The sequence below is a fragment of the Bacillus sp. T-10(2022) genome (assembly GCF_056502895.1).
Genome location: NZ_CP113518.1, coordinates 4,223,257 through 4,243,243, shown reverse-complemented (window position 1 = coordinate 4,243,243; position 19,987 = coordinate 4,223,257). Strand labels below are relative to the sequence as shown.

The following is a 19,987-nucleotide window of genomic DNA, read 5'->3' as shown; positions in this document are numbered from 1 at the left end:
TTACGGAACATCACGGAGTACGAAAAGCCCTTACTTACTGCTTTTATTGGCCGGAATTCATTCAAAGACAGGCGGTGACTTAATGTTTAATATTGTTGATATTTTATGGCAATTATTCTACCTTGCCCTACTAGTTCTGCTATTCGTAATGGTTGTGAAGTCGATCCGTTTCTTTATAAAACATATGACAAAAATGAATAACCTTGAAAATAAAAGAGATGAATTAAATGAACGATTGAAAAAGAAGGATGAGTGACGGCCGTATCTCCGGGGTCGGTTTCCTGTTTGCGAGTTATGGCAGGGATAGATTGGATTAGCCTTGCCAAATGGACGCTCGTAAGATTTTGAGGAGTAAAGAATAAAAGTCTTTTATTCCTTCCCAGATTGGGTATTATATATAAGTGACTTTTCCAGGGAGGCGAAGCAAATGAAACGGACATGGGAATACGTATTAAGTATCATAGGCGTGAGCATCGCTGCAATTTTTTTAATCGTGACGATCATAACGGCCGTTTATCTCAACAGTATCGATTTGAAAGAAATGGTGGACTACTCATTAATGTCAGATTCTCAGGAGTTTTCTTCATCTGAGATAGATATGTCAGTCAAATTTTTCATGGGCTTATTATGGGCTGGGATCATATCGCTGTTCATTGCCTTGTCAGGCGGTTTGATCGCTATCTTTCTATTAAAAGGCGGCAAAGTGAAGGGAGCCGGAATCTTATTGATCATTACGGGCATTGTGACGATCTTTCATGTTTGGCCGCTTATCTTCTTCATCGTACCGGGTATCATGTGCCTTGTAAGGAAGCCGAGGGAAACGGTGGAAGTGATTGAATGATCCGGCATCATACATAGTTTTGTAATTTGAAAACAAAGGAGCTTTCCCGATAATGCGGGTAAGCTTCTTTTATGCTGTAAGGATATTTTAGGAGTAAATACCTTATTATACCTGCAATCACCAGTCTATCATGTTACTATTATTATAGATTTAAATATAAATAGACTGGAGTTCGATCGATGAAGATACCTTTAATGAAGATTGGAGCACTGACCTGTTTAACACTTGGTTTGTTCAATGGACAGGCTTTAGCGGAGTCTGGAATAACCAATGCGTGTTCATCATTCGGTGAGATTCAATCCAATGAAAATCCTTCCCATAAGCAGATCAACTGCTTACTGACGAATGCGGCAATAGAGGCTGAAATCCCCCCTGAAGTGGTAAAAGCGGTGGCTACGCAGGAAAACGGGGATTGGAGGCAATTTAATGAGGACGGTAAACCGATTAAATCCGACGATGGCGGCATCGGTCTAATGCAGCTTACCAATAAAACTGGATATGACCAGAAAAAGCTGGAAAATGATATAGTCTACAATATCGAGGCAGGCGTCGAGGTCCTGAATGGCATGTATTCAAGAAGGGATTTGCCTAAGATCAAAGGTGCAGGACGGAGGGTCATCGAAAATTGGTATTTCCCTGTCATGGCTTACAATGGGACAAAACCGGAGAACAGTCCTCTTTACCAGGAAAACGGGGAAAGAAATGCAAATGCCTACCAAGAGGAAGTTTTTGCTGAGATAGAAAAACAAAGTTATTTAACTGATACAAAACTGGCAAAGTATCCATTCAAAACATCGGACTTTCAATATGATCGGACTAGCACTGAAAATATCATCTTTAAAAATCTTGAATACACGCTGACAGATCAAACGCATGACTCTGTTTATTGGTTCAAGGCAGGTGACAAAGTGGTGACATCATCAAGCGCGAATATCAGGAAAGAAATAAGCAATACGGAAGGTGCAGTACGTGTGCCACCCAATACAAGCTTGATCATTACAGGGAATTTTGAATATCACGATTCTAAGGGAAATAAATTTGTCTTTTACCCCGTACAAACGGAAGACAAAAGTATTAAGGGGTATGTTTCATCGGCTTACATCTCCAATCGGCCATCGATTGTCAAGGATACAAATAAGCCTGTGATTTCAGGGGCTGCCGGTAAATCGATTCCATTCAACTCAACCTTCAATCCTAAAACCGGCATAAAGGCGAAGGATGATAAAGATGGTGACTTAACGAGTGCCATACGTGTTGAAGGTAAGGTGGATACCAAGAAAGTGGGCGCCTATAATTTGACTTATACGGTAGCTGACAAGGCTGGGAATGTTGCCAAGGTCACAAGGAAAATAACCGTTTATGATCAAGTCAAGCCAGTGATTTCAGGTGCCGGGAATAAAACCATCAAACTTAATTCTTCATTCAATCCAAAAACGAACGTGAGTGCCAAGGATAATGCCGATGGCAACTTGACTAGTAAAATCAAAGTGACGGGTACAGTCAATACGAAGAAAAAGGGGACCTATACATTGAAGTATACGGTCACCGATTCATCGAAAAATGCAGCGACAGTCACAAGGAAGATCACGATAGATGGCACCAAGCCAGTCATCTCGGGAGCCAATAGTAAAACCGTTGGCTATTATTCGACTTTTAACCCTAAATCAGGTGTTTCTGCAAAAGATAACCTGGATGGCAACATGACAAGTAAAATCAAAGTGACAGGTACGGTGAATACGAAGAAAAAGGGAACGTATACATTAAAGTATACAATCACTGATTCATCGAAAAATACTGCGACAGTCACAAGAAAAATTACGGTAGACGGCACCAAGCCGGTCATTTCCGGTGCCAAAAGCAAAACCATTGCCTATAACTCGACATTCAATCCTAAATCAGGTGTATCTGCGAAAGATAATCTTGATGGAAGTTTAACAAGTAAGATCAAAATAACAGGTACGGTGAATACGAAGAAAAAAGGTACCTATACATTGACTTACACAGTTACGGATAAATCGAAGAACAAGGCAGAAGTAAAAAGGAAAATCACAGTTAAATAGAAGGCAAAAAGGATTCCCGCAATAGGGGAATCCTTGAGTTTGTAGGCAAGGTTTTATCTAAATTTTAAAACAAAGTTGATTGGAGCGGGTGTGCGAGACTCCTGCGGGAAAAGCGAGTCGAGGGTAGACCCCACAGGCCCAAAAACGCCGAGGAGGCTACCGGACCGCCCGCGGAAAGCGAGTGCCCTACGTTTCAATCGACGTCCAAGATTTTACAAATCCTCATAAAAACTGTAGATAAACTTGATTTTCATCGAGTTTGTCTACAATCTGTAGGATTCCCGTCATAGGGAATTCTTTTTTTGATGTCTGAATGTGATTGGCTGAAAGATATGCATATATAATAGTAGAAAGTGTCCTTCAGGGTGGAGTGGATATTGATAAAAATGTTATAATTGTAAATAGATGTAACAGAAAGTGATCTGAAGGGGGATTGTTTATGGGCAAAGAACACGGGCATGTAAACTGGATGGATCAGATTTTTAAGGAATATGAACGTGACGGCGGGTTGAAGAATAATCCTGGCTTTGGAAAACCGCTTCCGGAGTCGGCGTTATCGGGAAATATATATGACAATTTCTTGACAAAGGCCAAGGTTGCCGGCTACCTTCCGCTTTGGATAAAATGGCAAAAAGAAATTCGGGAAGAGCTATCCGGATTGGTTCGATTGAAAAAAATGAATGGACCTGAATCTGAAATAATGAAACGAATTGATGAAATAAATGAGAAAGTCCGTACATATAATGCGATTTGTCCAGCCAAAATGCAGCGCAGGGAAATAGAGTTGGAAAGCATCGATATCCAATATGAAAAATGGAAGTAATTGATAATGTGTAAAATGTGGGTATTTGTATGACGTGATCATTAAAGGATTATGATATAATGGCATGAATAAAAAACAGAGAGAGGGACTTCGATTGGAAAATAGAAAAGAAGTTTTTTCATGGATAAAAGCGATATTGATTGCAGTCATTCTAGCTTTTTTAATTCGAACGTATATTTTTGCACCGATTGTCGTGGACGGTGAGTCAATGATGCCGACTCTGCAAGACCACGAGAGAATTGTTCTTACCAAGTTTGGAACGAATATCGATAATATCGACCGGTTTGATATTGTCGTTTTTCATGCGACGGTAGATAAAGATTATATAAAAAGGGTTATCGGTCTGCCAGGTGACCATATTGAATATAAAGATGATACGCTTTATATTAATGGGAAAGCTTATGAAGAACCATACTTGGACAAATATAAGAATCAGATGGCAGGGGTGCCGCTGACTGAATCCTTCAAGCTCGAAGATATTACAGGCAGCATGACTGTGCCGGAAGATCAGCTGTTCCTTATGGGGGACAATCGCCAAAATAGTTTGGATAGCCGTGAAATCGGCACGATATCCGTCGATGAAATTGTAGGCAAGGCGAATCTAGTGTATTGGCCGATCAATGAAATAAAGATTGTGAAATAAGAAGAAGCGGACTCAGGTTTAGAGTCCGCTTTATTGTTGCGTTTTTCATTTCATTGTCATACAGGTTTTTCAACAAAAAACGTGTCAATTCTACTTTTTTTTATCTTTTTTTATGAAAATCAACTCATTTGGGTTAAATTAGGTTATCCTATTAAAAAGAAGTAATCACGTTACCCAGGCCCGCATTAGAAATTGGATTACTTTAAAAAAGGGTGCTGAGATGGAGTACTATAGATGGATATGGTAAAGGATTTAATATCAAACTATGGTTATTTCGCGATATATGGGCTGTTGGCCATTGGGATTATTGGCTTGCCGGTTCCTGATGAGTTCATGATGACTTTTGTCGGCTATTTGTCATCCATTTCCGTTTTGAATGTCCAGGGAGCATTCCTTGTCAGTTTCCTTGGATCGATAACCGGGATGCTTTTCAGTTATTTCATCGGGAAAAAGGTAGGGAAGCCTTTTTTGAGGAAGTATGGTAAGTGGATCAAAATGACCCCTGCAAGGTTGGAAAAATTGGAGAAATGGTTCAATAAATACGGTCCTTGGACCATTATCATAGCCTATTTCATCCCAGGAGTCCGTCACTTCGCCAGTTACATTTCCGGTATGAATGGAATGGGGAAACGAAAGTACTTTATCTTTGCCGGAGCAGGGGCTTTCAGCTGGTGTTTGGTATTTACGACTTTTGGCTATTTCATTGGAGTGTTAACTTAAATCATTTCAACTTCAAAATTTCTTTATTGAATCAGAAAAACCCGTTTCTGGATTCCAGAAACGGGTTTTTCCATTTCTGCCTATATTTATTGAGCTGAGTATCCACCGTCGATGACAAGCTCGGCACCAGTTACGTATGAAGCGTCATCGGATGCTAGATAAAGCACGGCATTTGCAATATCCGCCGGCTGACCCAAGCGTTGTAATGGAGTTGCCTTGATCATTTGGTTCACTAACTCTTTTGACTCTTCTAATTTTTGAGTCATCGGTGTTTCGATGATACCAGGGAATACGGCATTGACACGGACACCCATGCGGCCATATTGCGTTGCGGCAGCCTTGGAAATAGCACGAACGGCACCTTTTGAAGCAGAATAAGAGTTTAAGCCCATTCCGATTTGAGCAGTAAAGGAAGAAATGTTCACGACTGCGCCTTTACCTTCTTTAGCCATGTAAGGAACAACGTGTTTCATTCCAAGGAATGGTCCAAATCCATTGATGCTTAACATTAGCTGCCAATCGGCCAATGACGTATCGTTAATGCCTTTTTCCGTTGATATACCGGCATTGTTAATCAAAATGTCGATCTTGCCAAATTTAGCGATAACTTCATCGGTCATTTTTTTCCAGCTTTCGTCTGAAGATACATCAAGTACAGCTCCATGGACGTTATCCAATTCATTCACAACAGCTACAGCTTTTTCATTGATATCAGCAGCAATGACTTGTGCTCCTTCTTTTGTGAATAGGTCAACCATTTCCCTTCCCATACCAGATGCTCCGCCTGTGATAATGGCTACTTTATCAGTCAATCTTCCCATCATGATCACTCCTAATTGTTGTTGTAACGATGAATGTATGTTCAAGCATAGTTCAAAAGTTATATTATCAACGAGCAATACTATAACTCCTTCAAGAATCCGTCAAGCATTTTATTTTTCTGCTTGCGAATTTACTTTTTCTTGCTGGATAAAAAATATTTGTGGAAAACGTTGAGAGCGTTATCAATCTTTTAATCTACAAATTTGATACCGTATATCATCAATATCTAAAATAGCTTAATCCGTTCTATTTGAACCGATTCACAAGTAATCTTGTAGAGGCATCGTATGATCTTGGGGAGCACCATATGTTCAATTCTAGTGATTAAAATGAAATACTGCAATCTTTTTGTACTTTGAATACAAATTTTTATAACGTCATTCCAAATTTGATTTTTTAGAACTTTTATGTACATTGGAGGTCATCATATATGAATAACAGAATGTATCTTTCCTTGGCCATCCCGCTTACGATTTCGACGATGAGTACGCCCTTGCTCGGTGCGGTCGATACGGCTGTGGTTGGAAAGTTGAGCGATCCCGCCTATATTGGCGGGGTGGCTGTCGGAACCATTATTTTTAATACGATGTATTGGCTTTTTGGTTTTCTTCGGGTCAGTACATCTGCCTTCGCTGCACAAGCGGAGGGGGCAAGGGATGAAAAGCAAAGCCTGATGGCCTTGGTTCGGCCTTTTTTGATAGCAGCGATCATCGGTCTTCTTTTTATCGTGATCCAAAAGCCCATTTTGAATGTTTCGTTAGGTGCAATCGGTCCTGAATCGGACGTTTCCGCCTTTGCCGCAGACTATTTCGGCATCCGGATATGGGGTGCACCTTTTGCATTATTGAACTATGTCATCTTAGGCTGGTTAATCGGGAAATCCAGGATAAAAACATCTTTGTTCATCCAAGTTTTCATGAACGTGATCAATATATTCTTATGCCTCGTTTTTGTAAATGGCTTTTCATGGTCTGTATCAGGGGTTGCTGCCGCTTCATTGATATCAGAGATTGCCGCGTTTTTCCTGGGCTTGTGGGTGATCCGGAAAGCGGTCAACGTACCGGATTCATTTTCATTCCGGGAGGGGTTCGATCGGGCTTCCCTGAAAAAAATGATGGTGGTCAACAGGGATTTATTCATCAGGACCATTTGCCTGATCACGGTTTTCAATCTTTTTACAGCCAAGGGAGCCACTTTCGGGACAGAGACACTGGCGGCAAATGCCGTACTTATTCAAATCCATTACCTGATGGCCTATTGCTTTGATGGCTTCGCGAATGCATCAAGTCTTCTGGTCGGGAAGGCGATTGGTTCGAGAGATATAAACCTTTATAAAAAAACACTCTCACTATCGGCGCGGTGGGGCTTATATGCTTCGGTCATACTTGCCGCATCTTACTATCTATTCAGCGATGAGGTCATTCTCCTTTTCACGGATATTCCCGGTGTCATCGAACTGGCCCATGAATATGGACTTTGGATAGTGTTATTCCCATTCAGTGCCTTTATCGGACTCATTTTTTATGGAGTGTTCACCGGTGCGACTGAAGCCGTTCCAGTAAGGAACTCGATGCTTCTTGCACTATTGGCTTTTTTGATTGTCCAATTCTCAGCGGTCAGCAATCATGGCAATCATGGATTATGGCTAGCATTCCTGGCTTTCAGTATAGGACGTTCCGTGTTTTTAGCATTATACATCCCGAGGCTAAACCGAAAAGTAACAAAGCTTATGGATGCCGATAGTTTAATGAAATCATCCTCTTTTTAATAAAAGAGGGTGTTTTTTTGTAGACAAAAGGGAGTCTATCTAAATTTTAGTTGATGGAATGAAAGGTGCGAGAATCCCGAGGAAAGCGAGTGCCTGGGGAGGAAATCAACGGGGTGCTTTTTATTTATGTAAGGGTTTTATCGTTAGTTTGACGGTAGCGATAATACGGGAATACGAAGAATAGGTAGCAACGCTTGGCGAATCAGGTAGTAAAAGTGATAAAATGAAAAATATATATAAAAGAGGAGTTGTCGTATTTTGAGTGAATTGAATTGGCGAGAAGAAGTTGAAAAACGGAAAATGGACTTATTACTGGATACTCAAAACTTATTGAAAATAAAAAGTGTACTGGATGAGGAACATCCTACAGAGGAGGCCCCATTCGGTAAAGGGGTGAAGGAAGCACTGGAATTCATGCTTCAATTAGGAGAAAAAGACGGTTTTACTGTGAAAAATGTCGATAATGTCGCTGGTCATATTGAAATGGGTGAAGGTGAGGAGTTAATTGGGATATTATGCCATGTGGACGTGGTACCTGAGGGAGATGGCTGGAGTTCGGATCCGTTCGGCGCTGAAATCCGCAATGGCCGCATATATGCTCGCGGGGCAATTGATGATAAAGGGCCGACGATGGCTGCTTATCATGCGATGAAGCTGGTTCGGGAGCTAGGAGAACCTTTGAACAAACGTGTGAGGATGATCATTGGAACCGATGAAGAATCGAACTGGCGCTGCGTTGACCGGTACTTTGAAGTGGAGGAAATGCCCTCGATCGGCTTCGCGCCAGATGCTGATTTCCCGATCATCAGTGCGGAAAAAGGAATCTGGGATTTCTCGGTTATACACCCTGCCGATGCAGGAAATGGCACGAACTCAGACGTGAATGTCATCGAATTTTCTTCAGGTCGAAGGACGAATATGGTACCGGATTTTGCTACGGCCATTGTGGAAGCGGCCAACCCTGCTGAAGTGGCGGCAAACTATCAGGATTATTTGCAAAAATACTCATTGAGAGGCCAAGCCGTTCCGCAAAAAAATCAAGTGCTGCTTGAAATGAATGGTGTTTCGGCACACGCAATGGAACCGAAAAATGGAAGAAATGCAGGTCTCTATTTAGCAGCATTTTTAGCTGATCTTACTCTTGATCCGCATGCGAAAGCCTACTTCACTTTCATTAAGGGTCGTTTGTTTGAAGATTCCCGCGGAAATAATTTAGGTGTGGCTTATTCGGATGAACAAACAGGTGAACTGACGCTCAATGCTGGCGTTTTCAATTATTCAAAACAAGGGGACAGCTCGATCGGTTTCAGTATGCGATATCCAGTGACGTTTGAGTGGGAACAGCAAAAGGCGGCATTGGAAGAAAGACTTGCGGCATATAATTTGAAAGTGAAGACCAATTCGCATTCGACTCCACATTTTGTGGACAGTGAAAGCTTCTTGATTAAGACCTTGCAGGAAGTTTATGAAGCGGAGACAGGTGACAAAGCAGAACTCCTTTCGATTGGGGGCGGCACCTACGCCCGTTCATTGAAAGAAGGCGTAGCATTCGGCCCGCTTTTCCCTGGAAGCGAAGACATTGCGCATCAGAAAGATGAATATATTGATATTGAAGATATGCTTAAGGCAACGTCCATTTATGCACGTGCCATTCATGAATTGGCTAAATAAGAGGCAAAGAGGGAGAAAGACATGGGAAAAATCATTTTTAAAGGCGACCTTAAAAGCAGGTCCGAAGTAAAGGTAGATATTGAAGACCGGGGATACCAATTCGGTGACGGCGTCTATGAAGTCATTCGGGTTTATAATGGCGAGTTATTTGCGGGGGATATGCATCTGAACCGGCTGATGGACAGTGCGAAGTTGATTCAGATGAAAGTTCCTTTTACAGCAGCGGAAATCAAAACCCGCATGAAAGACCTGATCGCTGAAGATCATCTGAGGGACGGTATCGTCTATATGCAGCTGACAAGGGGAGTATCTCCGCGTACACACTCTTTTCCAACTGCAGAGGTGGAACCGGTCTTTGTTGCCTATACCAAGGAAATGCCTTATACAGGAAAAATGAAGCCAGGGGTCAAGGCTGTTACCACTGACGATATACGCTGGCTGCGCTGTAATATCAAGAGTTTAAATCTACTTGGTAATATAATGGCTAAACAGCAAGCGGCCGAAGCCGGCTGTGATGAAGCGATCCAGCATCGTGAAGGTACGGTGACGGAGGGTAGTTCGTCAAATGTCTCAATCGTGGTGGATGGGCAACTTAAAACGCATCCGGCCACAAACTTGATCCTGAATGGAATTACCCGTCAGGTGATGCTGAAACTTTGCGCGGATCATGGGATTCCCTATGTCGAAGAAGCCTTCACGGTCGAGGACATGATGGCAGCCGACGAAGTCCTTTATACAAGCACTAGCGTCGAAGTGACACCAATTATTAATATCGATGGCCAATCGATAGCAGCCGGGGAACCCGGTCCGATAACTCAAAGACTGCAGAAGCTGTTTTCCGAGGAAATCGAGAAGCAATGCGGTTCCATTAAATAGATAGATGCCCCTTTGCCACTTTTGGCAAGGGGGTTTTTTATCTGTGTAGTCGGAAGCGAGAAGGCCTTCCCCGAATCCCCAATCACGTTAATCAATCCATATGCAAGCCTCCTTTTTTGACATTTTCAAAAACCAGGAATATACTTGCTAATAACCTAAAAAGTTTACCTGTTGCAACAATTTGAGTTGCGTTTAAAAAGGAGTAGAAATAGATATGTCCGATGTGTTGCATCAATCTCCTTCGAGAGGAATAAAAAAACTGCTTCCCTATCTAGGGCCTGCCTTTATAGCAGCTGTTGCCTATATTGATCCAGGGAATTATGCGACCAATATTACAGCCGGATCTAAATATGGCTATACGTTATTATGGGTTATCTTCGCATCCAATTTAATGGCTGTGCTAATCCAATCACTATCAGCTAAATTGGGGATAGCCACTGGAAAGAACCTTCCAGAGTTATGCAGGGAAAAATTTTCGAAAAAAACATCTTTCTTCTTATGGATTCAGGCCGAAGCCGTTATTATGGCAACCGACCTAGCTGAATTCATAGGAGCGGCACTAGGGATTTATTTACTATTTGACTTACCGCTAATCACTTCGGCAATAATTGCAGCGATTGGTTCCTTTGCCATTCTGGAAATCCAGCGCAGAGGATATCGAACATTCGAAGCCCTGATTACGGTCATGATATTTGTCGTTGTGATAGCTTTTGGCGCTCAAGTTTTTTATGCAAAACCTGACACTTCAGCCGTTGTTTTAGGACTCTTCACTCCAAAATTCGAGGGTGTGGACAGTATTTTACTATCGGCCGGCATGCTCGGAGCCACCGTTATGCCACATGCGATATACCTTCATTCCTCTTTGACGCAAAGAAGAATAGTCGGAATAAACGATATGGAGAGAAAAAGGATTTATCGTTTTGAGCTCATTGACATTGTCATCGCCATGTTGATTGCAGGTGCGATCAATGCCGCCATGGTCATAGTTTCAGCTGCCCTATTTCATAATAATGGAGCACTGGTGGAGGACTTGGATGTTGCCTACCAACAATTCGGGGCCATGCTTGGACCATCAGTCGCGATGTTCTTCGGAATAGGATTATTATTTGCCGGTTTATCCAGCTCATCCGTTGGTGTAATGACAGGTGATGTTGTCATGCAAGGATTCATTAAAAGACATATACCGATTTATTTAAGAAGGGTCATTACCACCGTCCCGCCCCTGCTCATAATATTATGGGGAGTGAATCCATCCAAAGCACTTGTGATGAGCCAAGTTGTACTCTCGTTTGGCATCGCGTTTGCCTTAGTGCCCTTGATCATGTTTACAAGCAATAAAAAAATCATGGGCAGCCTGGTCAACCATAAAATCACCTCGAGCGTCGCTTGGCTTATAGCTGTACTTATCATTGGACTGAACTTGTTCCTGCTTTACGAAACACTTTTCAGTTAAAAGAAGCAGGGAAGGACCAATCTTTGGTCCTTTTTTGTTTGGATTTTTGCTGTGTGTTTCGTTAATCCGACCCAGTTCGGTGAAAATTCGACCTAGCGCGGAGATAATCCGACCCAGTTCGTGTATAATCCGACCCAGCCCGAAAAAATCCCTCCTGGACCGCGTTCATAGTAAGTTAGATTTGAATATTCCTGATGGAGGGAATATTTATTAGGAAGCCCAAGAAAAGGTATATGCAATCGGAATTATGGTAAAATTAAAGGGAAAATAGGAAGGAATGAAAGTGACCATGAATACTCATTTTTTCTTTGCTTTAGTATTGCCTGATGATATTAAGGCTTATTTAAATGCTGTTACGGAACAGCTTAAGCCAGAATTTCCATTTAAGAAATGGCTGCATCCAGCCGATTATCATATTACGATGGCATTTTTGGGCAATGCTCCCGATACATTGAAAGAGGGAGCCATGGGGCGTGTGGAAAGCGAGCTTTCCAATGAGGCTTCATTCGGCTTGGAACTCGGCGATATCGGCGGTTTTGGCAAGAGTGACAGTCCAAGGATTCTTTGGGCAGGCGTCAAACAGCAAGATAGGCTTTTTGCCATCCAAAGGAAAGTCTATAATTCTTGTATCGAAGCGGGTTTTGAACTTGATAAAAAGCCGTTTAAGCCTCATATAACGCTGGCAAGAAAATTCGAGGGGAATAGTCCCTTTTCGTTGGAGAGCGTCCGCCAGCTAGCGAATTTGCAGGATAAGCATTTTGAAGCAGATCAGGTTGCGTTATATCAAACACATCTTGGAGCTTCCCCTTCTTACGAGAAGATTTTTACGATAAACCTTTAAAAATAGAGAGATGGGTGGTGGTCGAATGGCACAGCTCATAAAGATGCAGGATTATATTTCCCGGTATGAGCAGGATATTTATCGTTATCCAACACAATTTGCACGGTTGAAAAAACAGCAATGGGATAAATTGAAGGCTGCTTATAATGCGGGCGAGCTAGATCGGTTGTATAGCGAACATACTGAAACACAAGTCAAATTCGATCCGCCTCAGGAAGAGTCAAAGGGCCTTTTAAAAAAGGTTAAAGGCATCTTCCACCGGACAGGTAAACAGGAGGCAGAAGCAGAAGAACTGCCAATGCCGAGCCAGATTGAAGACACTAATGTTTTTTCATTAAGATTTCCGTTCCGTCCGGCCAGTCTGGATGAATTAAAGCAAAATTATTTAAATCAATTGCTCCGCTTTCAAATGAAATGGGGCAGTTCGACGCTTCGTGAAAAGTCATTTGTGGACCAATCATTCTTTTTGGATGAGAGGCTCCGCTTTTTTCTGCAGCGTTTTCCGGATACGTTTCTCGTATTATATAAACCTATCTTTCTATTAAAAAATGCGCCTGTTGAAGTCGAAGTCATTTTATTGACCCCTGTTGAGGCTTGGTGCATCACTTTTCTGGAAGCGGAAGAAGACGCTGCATTCATCGGTTCGAGTGATCGGTTCTGGGTCCGCAGGCATCATAAGCATCCTGATAAAAAAGTGCTCAATCCTTTGTTGGGCGCAAATCGGATGACGAACATCGTCACCCAGTTATTTGAGCTATATGAAGTGAACATGCCGATTAAAAAGGTGATTTTATCCCGGAATGGATATGTCGATTATCCCGAAGCCCCTTATGATATTACGATATTGGATAAACGGACCTTCCCGGAATGGTTTGAAAGGATGCGGGCAATATCGTCTCCTCTTAAGGCACAGCAGTTAAAAGGGGCGCAGGCATTGCTTGAATATTGCCAAACTACATCCAGCCTGCGACCTGAATGGGAAGCCGAATATAACCAAACAGAAGGAAATGAGCATGCCGCCCCTTAATGAAACGGTGTATTTCATTGTCAATCCAGTGGCTGGAAATGAAGAGAGTTTGAAGATTTGGAAAAAAGCCGAGGAAATACTGAAATCAAAAGCTGTTCCCCATGAGGTGTTTTTTACACGGGAAAAGGGGCATGCGCTAAGATTGACGAAGGAAATTCTATCAGGGACGAATCAGGATACCCGGGTGATTGCTGTCGGGGGAGATGGCACGATTAATGAAATGATAAATGGCGCCATTGGTTTCCCTCACGCAATCATCGGCTCCCTTGCGGCTGGGTCCGGCAATGATTATGTAAGGGGCATTCAAAAAACTGAGAGTATGGAAGAAGCCCTTTCTTTATTTCAGGATAATGCCTTTAATGCCATTGATATTGGACAGTTTGAGACGAATGGCAAGGTGGGTTATTTCGTGAACAGCCTGGGAATGGGCATTGATGCTGAAATTTCCGATGAAGCAAACCGTTCCCCTCTGAAAAAATGGTTTAATTTTGTCAGAGCGGGTAAATTAATTTATCTGTTCATTTTTATAAAAAAGTTATTTTCTTACAAGCCCAGCTGCATGGAATTGATCATTGATGGAAATCGGCATCTTTTGAAAAAGGTATGGTTCATCGTCATTGCGAACCAGCCCTACTTTGGAGGTGGAATGAAAATTTCACCGATGTCGAAGGTGGATGATGGAAGGTTGAACGTGATTGCGGTCCATGATATTACTTTGTTGAAATTATTGACCGTCTTCATCACCGTTTTATGGGGCGGTCACCTCAACATTAAAAATGTTGATTCTTTTTCTGGTAAAATGATAAAAATGAAGAATCAAGGGTCAGTAAAAATCCAGTCTGATGGAGAAATTGTTGGTAGGGACGAAGTTGCTGCAGTGGTTCTGAAAGAGAAAATGCGCGTCATGTTCAAGGGTGATATCCCATACAAAAATATGAAATGATTTATTTGTTTTTGTTTTATGCGTATAATCGTTTTATAGTACTTGACGAAGAAACCGTTTTTCAACTAAAATTTAATTTATGGCTATTGTTTAATTGCTCAATAGCTATTTTTTTATTTCTCTAAAATGAGGATGTTTTTAATTGCGGGTATCATCCCGATGCAAGTATATATGCAGCTTCGCCAGCAGGCGGATTTTTTATAAAACATGGACTCAAAGTAGTGGTAATACATACACTAGGTGAACGTACCCACATTTGTATGATTAAGCGAGGAAATCGAAGGTGAACCAGTTGGAACATTTATTAGGTCAGGAGTGGGATATATCCCCTGCTGGAGGAGCTACGGGAGAAGCCTTTATTGCCGAGAAAGAGGGGCAGAAGCTCTTCCTTAAACGAAATTCATCGCCATTTTTAGCTGTTCTTTCAGCTGAGGGCATTGTTCCAAAGTTAATGTGGACAAAACGCCTGGAAAATGGGGATGTAATTACGGCCCAGCATTGGATGGAAGGCAGGGAGCTATCTCAGCAGGAAATGAACAATATAAGAGTCGCAAAGCTGCTTCAAAAAATTCATCAATCCGATCCTTTGTTAAGCATGCTCAAAAGGCTTGGGAAATCCCCTTTACGACCTGAAAGTATACTTACAGACATAGAAACCGGGTTATCTTCGGATGTTACGGACATTCCGATTATCAAGCAGGCCATCCATTTTTTACAGAACAATCTCCTGTTGATTGAATGCGACGAAAAAGTCGTCTGTCATTGTGATGTGAACCACAATAATTGGCTCATGACCGAAACGGACGGATTGTTCCTGATTGATTGGGACGGAGCGGTCATAGGCGATCCGGCCATTGACCTCGGCATACTCCTGTATTCATATGTCCCAAGGGAAGAATGGAATCAATGGCTTGCCCGTTACGGCAAGAAGCTTGATGCAGGCCTGGAGATGAGGATGAAATGGCACACGGTTTCACAACTTGTGCTTTCCATCCAATGGCATCATCGCAGAAAGCGGTACGAGGAAAGAAATGAATTACTGCAAAAACTGGAAGCATTATTGATGGTTGGCTGATCAGAATTGATCTATATCATCCACCCACTGGGACAAGTCGTTCTGGTGGGTTGAAATATGTGCATCTAAATCGGCGGTACCGATGCCTGTCTGGCTGTATTCGTAAATCTCCGTCAGTATCGATTTCACATTGCTGTCAATATCCATATTGATCATTAAGGATTTGACGAGCCTTTCAACCTGTTCACATTCAGAAACGGATCCGCAGCAGTCTGATTGATGATTGGTCAATATATCTTTCAATAGTGACATTTGATGTTCATGGGAAAGCGGCATATAATACCTCTCCTTTCTTAAATATGGATTCAAGGGATTCTCAGGTGGTTCTTGCCTGCCCTTCACTTATTTATGGTGTGTTTTGCTGAAAGTTTTATACATGAAAACTACAGAGACTGTCGCCTGGATGGCCGGCAGTTTTTTTATTTGATCAGTGGGTGTTTCCTGAAAAAATCAACTTGCAGGAATCCATCCACTCGTGGTATGGTTTGAACGATTATATTATAAATAGGGGTGTCATCATGCGTTTAAGAAATAAACCTTGGGCTGAAGACCGTTTGAATGATTTTCCACAATATGTAATTCAGCAGCCAGTGAGCCATAAAGGTAAATGGCATGAAGTTTTCGGAAACGATAATCCGTTATATATTGAAGTGGGTACGGGCAAAGGCCGATTCATCACAGAAATGGCAAAAGCCCATCCTGATGTGAATTTCATTGGAATTGAAGTATATGGAAGTGTCATTGTAGCTGCATTGGACTTGCTGATTGAAGCGGATGTTCCAAATTTAAAGCTGTTGAATGTTGACGCAGCGAACTTGGGGGACTATTTTGCAAAAGGTGACGTGGATCGGGTCTACTTGAACTTTTCTGATCCGTGGCCGAAATCACGTCATGCAAAACGTCGGTTAACCTATAGGACCTTCCTCGAAGTATATGAATGCATCCTGCCAGACAAAGGCGAGATCCACTTCAAGACGGATAACCAAGGGTTATTCGAATCTTCCTTGAAGAGTATTTCCGAATACGGCATGCTCTTGAAATATGTAAGCCTTGATCTGCATAACAGTAATTTTGAAGGCAATATCATGACTGAATATGAAGAAAAGTTCTCGAGTAAAGGAAACCGGATATACAGATTGGAAGCAATGTTCCAATAATCATAATCACCGATCAGAAACCAGGTGCACAGCATCTGGTTTTTTTACTGTTTAAAGCGGGTGTATTTCTATCACGAGGACGACTTGATCGTTATCAATTTCAATATATGGAAGTGGGTGTTAAACTATAGGAAGAGGAGGGGTATAATGGAAAAGATGCAAATAGGGGAAATTAAATTAACATGGTTGAATGGCGGTGTGACTCACTTGGATGGCGGTGCGATGTTCGGTGTTGTACCGAAACCGCTTTGGTCCAAGAAGTATCCTGTTAACGAAAATAACCAAATCGAACTACGAACGGATCCGATTTTGGTGCAGGCTAATGGATTGAACATGCTTATAGATTCCGGTATTGGAAATGGAAAGCTGAATGACAAGCAGAAACGGAATTTTGGGGTGACGGAGGAATCCAATCTTGTCGAAGATCTTGGCAGACTTGGGCTTCAGCCAAATGATATCGATTACATTTTAATGACCCATCTACATTTCGACCATGCCTGCGGTTTGACGAAACGTGAAGGCGAAACTTGGGTGCCTGTTTTCGAGCGTGCAGAAATCATTACGACCCAAACTGAATGGGATGAAATGAAAAAACCGAATATTCGTTCAAAAAGTACATATTGGGCAGAAAACTGGGAGGCTGTCGCTTCTCTTGTACGTCCTTTTGAAGGTGAGCTGGAAATTACGGACGGTATTAAAATGATCCATACTGGGGGACATAGTGATGGACATGCGATCATCATCATTGAGGATGGCGGGGATAGATTGATTCACATGGCAGATATCATGCCGACGCACGCCCATGCGAATGTCCTCTGGGTCCTCGCATATGATGATTATCCCATGACTTCTATCGAAGCGAAGGAAAAGTGGATGAAATCCGGACTGGAAAATGGGTCTTGGTACAGCTTTTACCATGATGCCCAATACTGTGCCATCAAATGGGATGTAACGGGTAAGGAGATAATGGACGAATTGAAACGGAAGCGTTAAGAAGGAAAGCAAAAGGAGGACGTCATTTTGACGCCCCTCCTTTTATGTTTCAATCATTTTGCGCATTAAGCTCCAATATCGTTCCTGTTGAGGCATCTGCAACAAATTCGAATTGCTCGCGTTTACCCTCTGTGTTTCTGGTGACCCCGCCTTTGTACACTTCATAGTCCAAATCATTTTTTGTATAGTTTTCCGGCTTCATCAAGATCCATGAGCCATATATATTTCCATCTTTTTTGACTGTTTCCTTCACTTGGGCCAAGACTTTATCGGGAGAAGGTTTACTTGATTGATCCAATAGTTGTTTTGTCGCATAGCCCGCAGCAAACCCTGCTGCAGTACCCAGTAAAAACGTTTTCCAATTCATTGATTTCTCCTCCATTGCATTTTTTAAAATCACTTCTTCCAGTATACAGAAGAACGCTTTATTTGACTAATAATTTGAAATTTTACCCATTAACTGATAAATTAGAACTTTCTAGTGTAACACGATGCTAAGTTCTGTAAAATAGTAAGAAACAATACATAGGTTAGGGGTAGAAAAATGAATCATGAGACTTTGGAGCTTTTTAAAACATTGACGGAATTACCGGGAGCCTCGGGAAATGAACATGCAGTTCGGAGTTTCATGAAAAGTGAGCTGGAAAAGTATTCGGATGAAATTGTCCAAGATCGCCTTGGCGGAATATTTGGCGTAAAAAGAGGCAATGAGGATGGTCCGACTGTATTAGTTGCCGGGCACATGGATGAAGTGGGATTCATGGTCACCTCCGTAACGGAAAATGGAATGATTCGCTTTCAGACCCTAGGAGGCTGGTGGAGTCAAGTGCTTTTGGCCCAAAGAGTGGAAATCATAACCGATAACGGTCCGGTCATTGGTGTCATCGGTTCGATTCCGCCTCATTTGCTTGATGAGTCGCAACGCTCAAAACCAATGGATATCAAAAATATGCTGATTGATATCGGGGCGGATGATAAGGAAGATGTTAAGAGAATCGGTATTAAACCAGGTCAGCAGATTGTACCGATTTGTCCATTCACGCCGATGGCCAATGAGAAGAAAATCCTCGCAAAAGCGTGGGATAATCGTTACGGCTGCGGACTTGCGATTGAATTGTTAAAAGATTTAAAAGGTGAAACGTTACCAAATGTCTTATATTCCGGGGCAACTGTCCAGGAGGAAGTGGGATTACGGGGCGCTCAAACTGCAGCTCATATGATTAAACCAGATCTTTTCTTCGCTTTGGATGCAAGTCCGGCGAACGATATGTCCGGCAGTAAAAGTGAATTTGGCCAGCTTGGAAAAGGGGCTCTGCTCCGCATTTTCGATCGTTCGATGGTTACGCATCGCGGCATGAGGGAATTCATCCTTGATACGGCCGAGTCGAATGAGATTCCGTATCAATATTTCGTTTCCCAAGGCGGCACGGATGCAGGGCAAGTCCATATTGCAAACGAAGGCATTCCAAGCGGGGTGATTGGCATTTGTTCCCGCTATATTCATACACATGCATCCATGATTCATATTGATGATTATGCCGCTGCACGTGAACTGATTGGGAAATTGGTTCGTTCCTGTGATAAAACGACATTCGAGACCTTGATAAAAAACGGTTGATGGAGGAAGCTGAAATGGAAAGGGATGCTTCATGTATCCTTTTCCATCAGCTTTTTTTTACATAGAAGGAAGGTAATTATATTGAAAATAGCAGTGGGCAGTAAGAATCCGGCGAAAGTAAGTGCCGTGCTTGGTGTATATGAAGATGCTGAAATCATTTCGCTTCAAGTGGAGAGCGGGGTTCCGGAACAGCCTTTTTCAGACGAGGAAACGATGGAGGGGGCAATGACGCGTGCCCGGAATTGCTTGATTCACAGTGATGCCGAAATGGGTATCGGACTTGAAGGCGGTGTCGTGAAAATGGGACAAGCCCTGTTTCTGTGTAATTGGGGCGCAATGGCCACGAGGGACGGTGAGGTCTTAGTAGCTGCCGGAGCGAGAATCCCGGTTCCGGGAATCGTTGCCGGGAAGCTGCTGGACGGTGAAGAGTTGGGCCCGGTGATGGACGCCTTCACAAGGCAAGAGAATATTAGCAAAAAGGAAGGAGCGATCGGCGTATTTACAAATGAGCGAATCACCAGGGGGGAAATGTTCCTTCATATCATGAGGATGCTAGCCGGTCAACACGAATATAAGCTGAAAATGAAAAAGCAGGATTTTTGAATCACTGGCATGGAAAGGGTGGGCTTCGAATGATGGAAACGAACACTGCCAAA

At 42.4% G+C, this 19,987-nt stretch carries 21 protein-coding genes; 18 read left to right on the top strand and 3 right to left on the bottom strand.

What is annotated here, in order from left to right:
• Nucleotides 1-82: 82 nt before the first annotated feature.
• The 6 genes from OSJ91_RS20720 (at nt 83) to OSJ91_RS20695 (ending at nt 5,087) form a co-directional block, all read left to right on the top strand.
• The gene (locus tag OSJ91_RS20720; RefSeq protein WP_157831021.1) at nt 83-256 is read left to right on the top strand and encodes a hypothetical protein; all 174 of its coding nucleotides are present in this window, start codon (nt 83-85) and stop codon (nt 254-256) included.
• Between the two features lie 171 nt (nt 257-427).
• Nucleotides 428-841 carry a DUF4064 domain-containing protein gene (locus tag OSJ91_RS20715; RefSeq protein ID WP_350299756.1) on the top strand — a complete coding sequence of 138 codons (414 nt, stop codon included), beginning with the start codon at nt 428-430 and terminating at the stop codon, nt 839-841.
• 179 nt (nt 842-1,020) lie between these two features.
• The gene (locus OSJ91_RS20710) at nt 1,021-2,901 is read left to right on the top strand and encodes an immunoglobulin-like domain-containing protein (RefSeq protein ID WP_485890333.1); all 1,881 of its coding nucleotides are present in this window, start codon (nt 1,021-1,023) and stop codon (nt 2,899-2,901) included.
• 439 nt (nt 2,902-3,340) lie between these two features.
• Entirely contained in the window at nt 3,341-3,724 is a 384-nt protein-coding gene (locus tag OSJ91_RS20705) for a DnaJ family domain-containing protein (protein WP_485890332.1), read from the top strand.
• 94 nt (nt 3,725-3,818) lie between these two features.
• Nucleotides 3,819-4,367 (top strand): signal peptidase I, encoded by a 549-nt coding sequence (gene lepB, locus OSJ91_RS20700; protein ID WP_350299754.1) that lies wholly within the window; start codon nt 3,819-3,821, stop codon nt 4,365-4,367.
• A gap of 234 nt (nt 4,368-4,601) precedes the next feature.
• A complete protein-coding gene (locus OSJ91_RS20695; RefSeq protein WP_350299753.1) occupies nt 4,602-5,087 on the top strand; it encodes a DedA family protein in 486 nt (161 codons plus the stop codon).
• Between the two features lie 86 nt (nt 5,088-5,173).
• Here the strand turns inward: OSJ91_RS20695 and OSJ91_RS20690 are convergent, their stop codons facing one another.
• Nucleotides 5,174-5,908: an SDR family NAD(P)-dependent oxidoreductase gene (locus OSJ91_RS20690; protein WP_350302921.1), complete on the bottom strand. Its 735-nt coding sequence runs from the start codon at nt 5,906-5,908 to the stop codon at nt 5,174-5,176.
• A 431-nt stretch (nt 5,909-6,339) separates the two neighbouring features.
• Between OSJ91_RS20690 and OSJ91_RS20685 the strand changes: the two genes are divergently transcribed.
• The 8 genes from OSJ91_RS20685 (at nt 6,340) to OSJ91_RS20650 (ending at nt 15,563) form a co-directional block, all read left to right on the top strand.
• Nucleotides 6,340-7,677, top strand: coding sequence for an MATE family efflux transporter (locus tag OSJ91_RS20685; protein ID WP_485890331.1), 1,338 nt, complete (start codon nt 6,340-6,342; stop codon nt 7,675-7,677).
• Between the two features lie 258 nt (nt 7,678-7,935).
• The gene (gene pepV, locus OSJ91_RS20680; protein WP_350299751.1) at nt 7,936-9,348 is read left to right on the top strand and encodes a dipeptidase PepV; all 1,413 of its coding nucleotides are present in this window, start codon (nt 7,936-7,938) and stop codon (nt 9,346-9,348) included.
• A gap of 21 nt (nt 9,349-9,369) precedes the next feature.
• Nucleotides 9,370-10,224, top strand: a complete 855-nt coding sequence (gene dat / locus OSJ91_RS20675) for a D-amino-acid transaminase (RefSeq protein ID WP_350299750.1) — start codon at nt 9,370-9,372, stop codon at nt 10,222-10,224.
• A 214-nt stretch (nt 10,225-10,438) separates the two neighbouring features.
• On the top strand, nt 10,439-11,677 hold the full coding sequence (locus OSJ91_RS20670; protein WP_350299749.1) for an Nramp family divalent metal transporter: 1,239 nt from the start codon (nt 10,439-10,441) through the stop codon (nt 11,675-11,677).
• Between the two features lie 289 nt (nt 11,678-11,966).
• Nucleotides 11,967-12,518 carry an RNA 2',3'-cyclic phosphodiesterase gene (gene thpR, locus OSJ91_RS20665; RefSeq protein ID WP_350302920.1) on the top strand — a complete coding sequence of 184 codons (552 nt, stop codon included), beginning with the start codon at nt 11,967-11,969 and terminating at the stop codon, nt 12,516-12,518.
• A gap of 25 nt (nt 12,519-12,543) precedes the next feature.
• Nucleotides 12,544-13,545, top strand: coding sequence for an NERD domain-containing protein (locus OSJ91_RS20660; RefSeq protein ID WP_350299748.1), 1,002 nt, complete (start codon nt 12,544-12,546; stop codon nt 13,543-13,545).
• The gene (locus OSJ91_RS20655) at nt 13,457-14,488 is read left to right on the top strand and encodes a diacylglycerol/lipid kinase family protein (protein WP_350299747.1); all 1,032 of its coding nucleotides are present in this window, start codon (nt 13,457-13,459) and stop codon (nt 14,486-14,488) included. The genes OSJ91_RS20660 and OSJ91_RS20655 overlap by 89 nt, the downstream gene beginning before the upstream one ends.
• 292 nt (nt 14,489-14,780) lie before the next feature.
• A complete protein-coding gene (locus OSJ91_RS20650; RefSeq protein WP_063232868.1) occupies nt 14,781-15,563 on the top strand; it encodes a phosphotransferase family protein in 783 nt (260 codons plus the stop codon).
• Here the strand turns inward: OSJ91_RS20650 and OSJ91_RS20645 are convergent, their stop codons facing one another.
• The gene (locus OSJ91_RS20645) at nt 15,564-15,839 is read right to left on the bottom strand and encodes a YtzH-like family protein (RefSeq protein WP_350299746.1); all 276 of its coding nucleotides are present in this window, start codon (nt 15,837-15,839) and stop codon (nt 15,564-15,566) included.
• A 242-nt stretch (nt 15,840-16,081) separates the two neighbouring features.
• Between OSJ91_RS20645 and trmB the strand changes: the two genes are divergently transcribed.
• Both trmB and OSJ91_RS20635 read left to right on the top strand, forming a co-directional pair.
• A complete protein-coding gene (trmB, locus tag OSJ91_RS20640) occupies nt 16,082-16,720 on the top strand; it encodes a tRNA (guanosine(46)-N7)-methyltransferase TrmB (protein WP_485890330.1) in 639 nt (212 codons plus the stop codon).
• Between the two features lie 147 nt (nt 16,721-16,867).
• Nucleotides 16,868-17,713, top strand: coding sequence for a YtnP family quorum-quenching lactonase (locus OSJ91_RS20635; protein ID WP_485890329.1), 846 nt, complete (start codon nt 16,868-16,870; stop codon nt 17,711-17,713).
• A gap of 49 nt (nt 17,714-17,762) precedes the next feature.
• Here OSJ91_RS20635 and OSJ91_RS20630 read toward each other — a convergent pair whose 3' ends face one another.
• Complete coding sequence (locus tag OSJ91_RS20630; RefSeq protein ID WP_350299743.1) at nt 17,763-18,080, bottom strand: hypothetical protein; 318 nt, start codon at nt 18,078-18,080, stop codon at nt 17,763-17,765.
• A 177-nt stretch (nt 18,081-18,257) separates the two neighbouring features.
• Here OSJ91_RS20630 and OSJ91_RS20625 point away from each other — a divergent pair, with 177 nt between their 5' ends.
• On the top strand, nt 18,258-19,331 hold the full coding sequence (locus OSJ91_RS20625) for a M42 family metallopeptidase (RefSeq protein ID WP_053535952.1): 1,074 nt from the start codon (nt 18,258-18,260) through the stop codon (nt 19,329-19,331).
• 81 nt (nt 19,332-19,412) lie between these two features.
• Nucleotides 19,413-19,934, top strand: a complete 522-nt coding sequence (locus OSJ91_RS20620) for a DUF84 family protein (protein WP_350299742.1) — start codon at nt 19,413-19,415, stop codon at nt 19,932-19,934.
• Nucleotides 19,935-19,987: the final 53 nt, after the last annotated feature.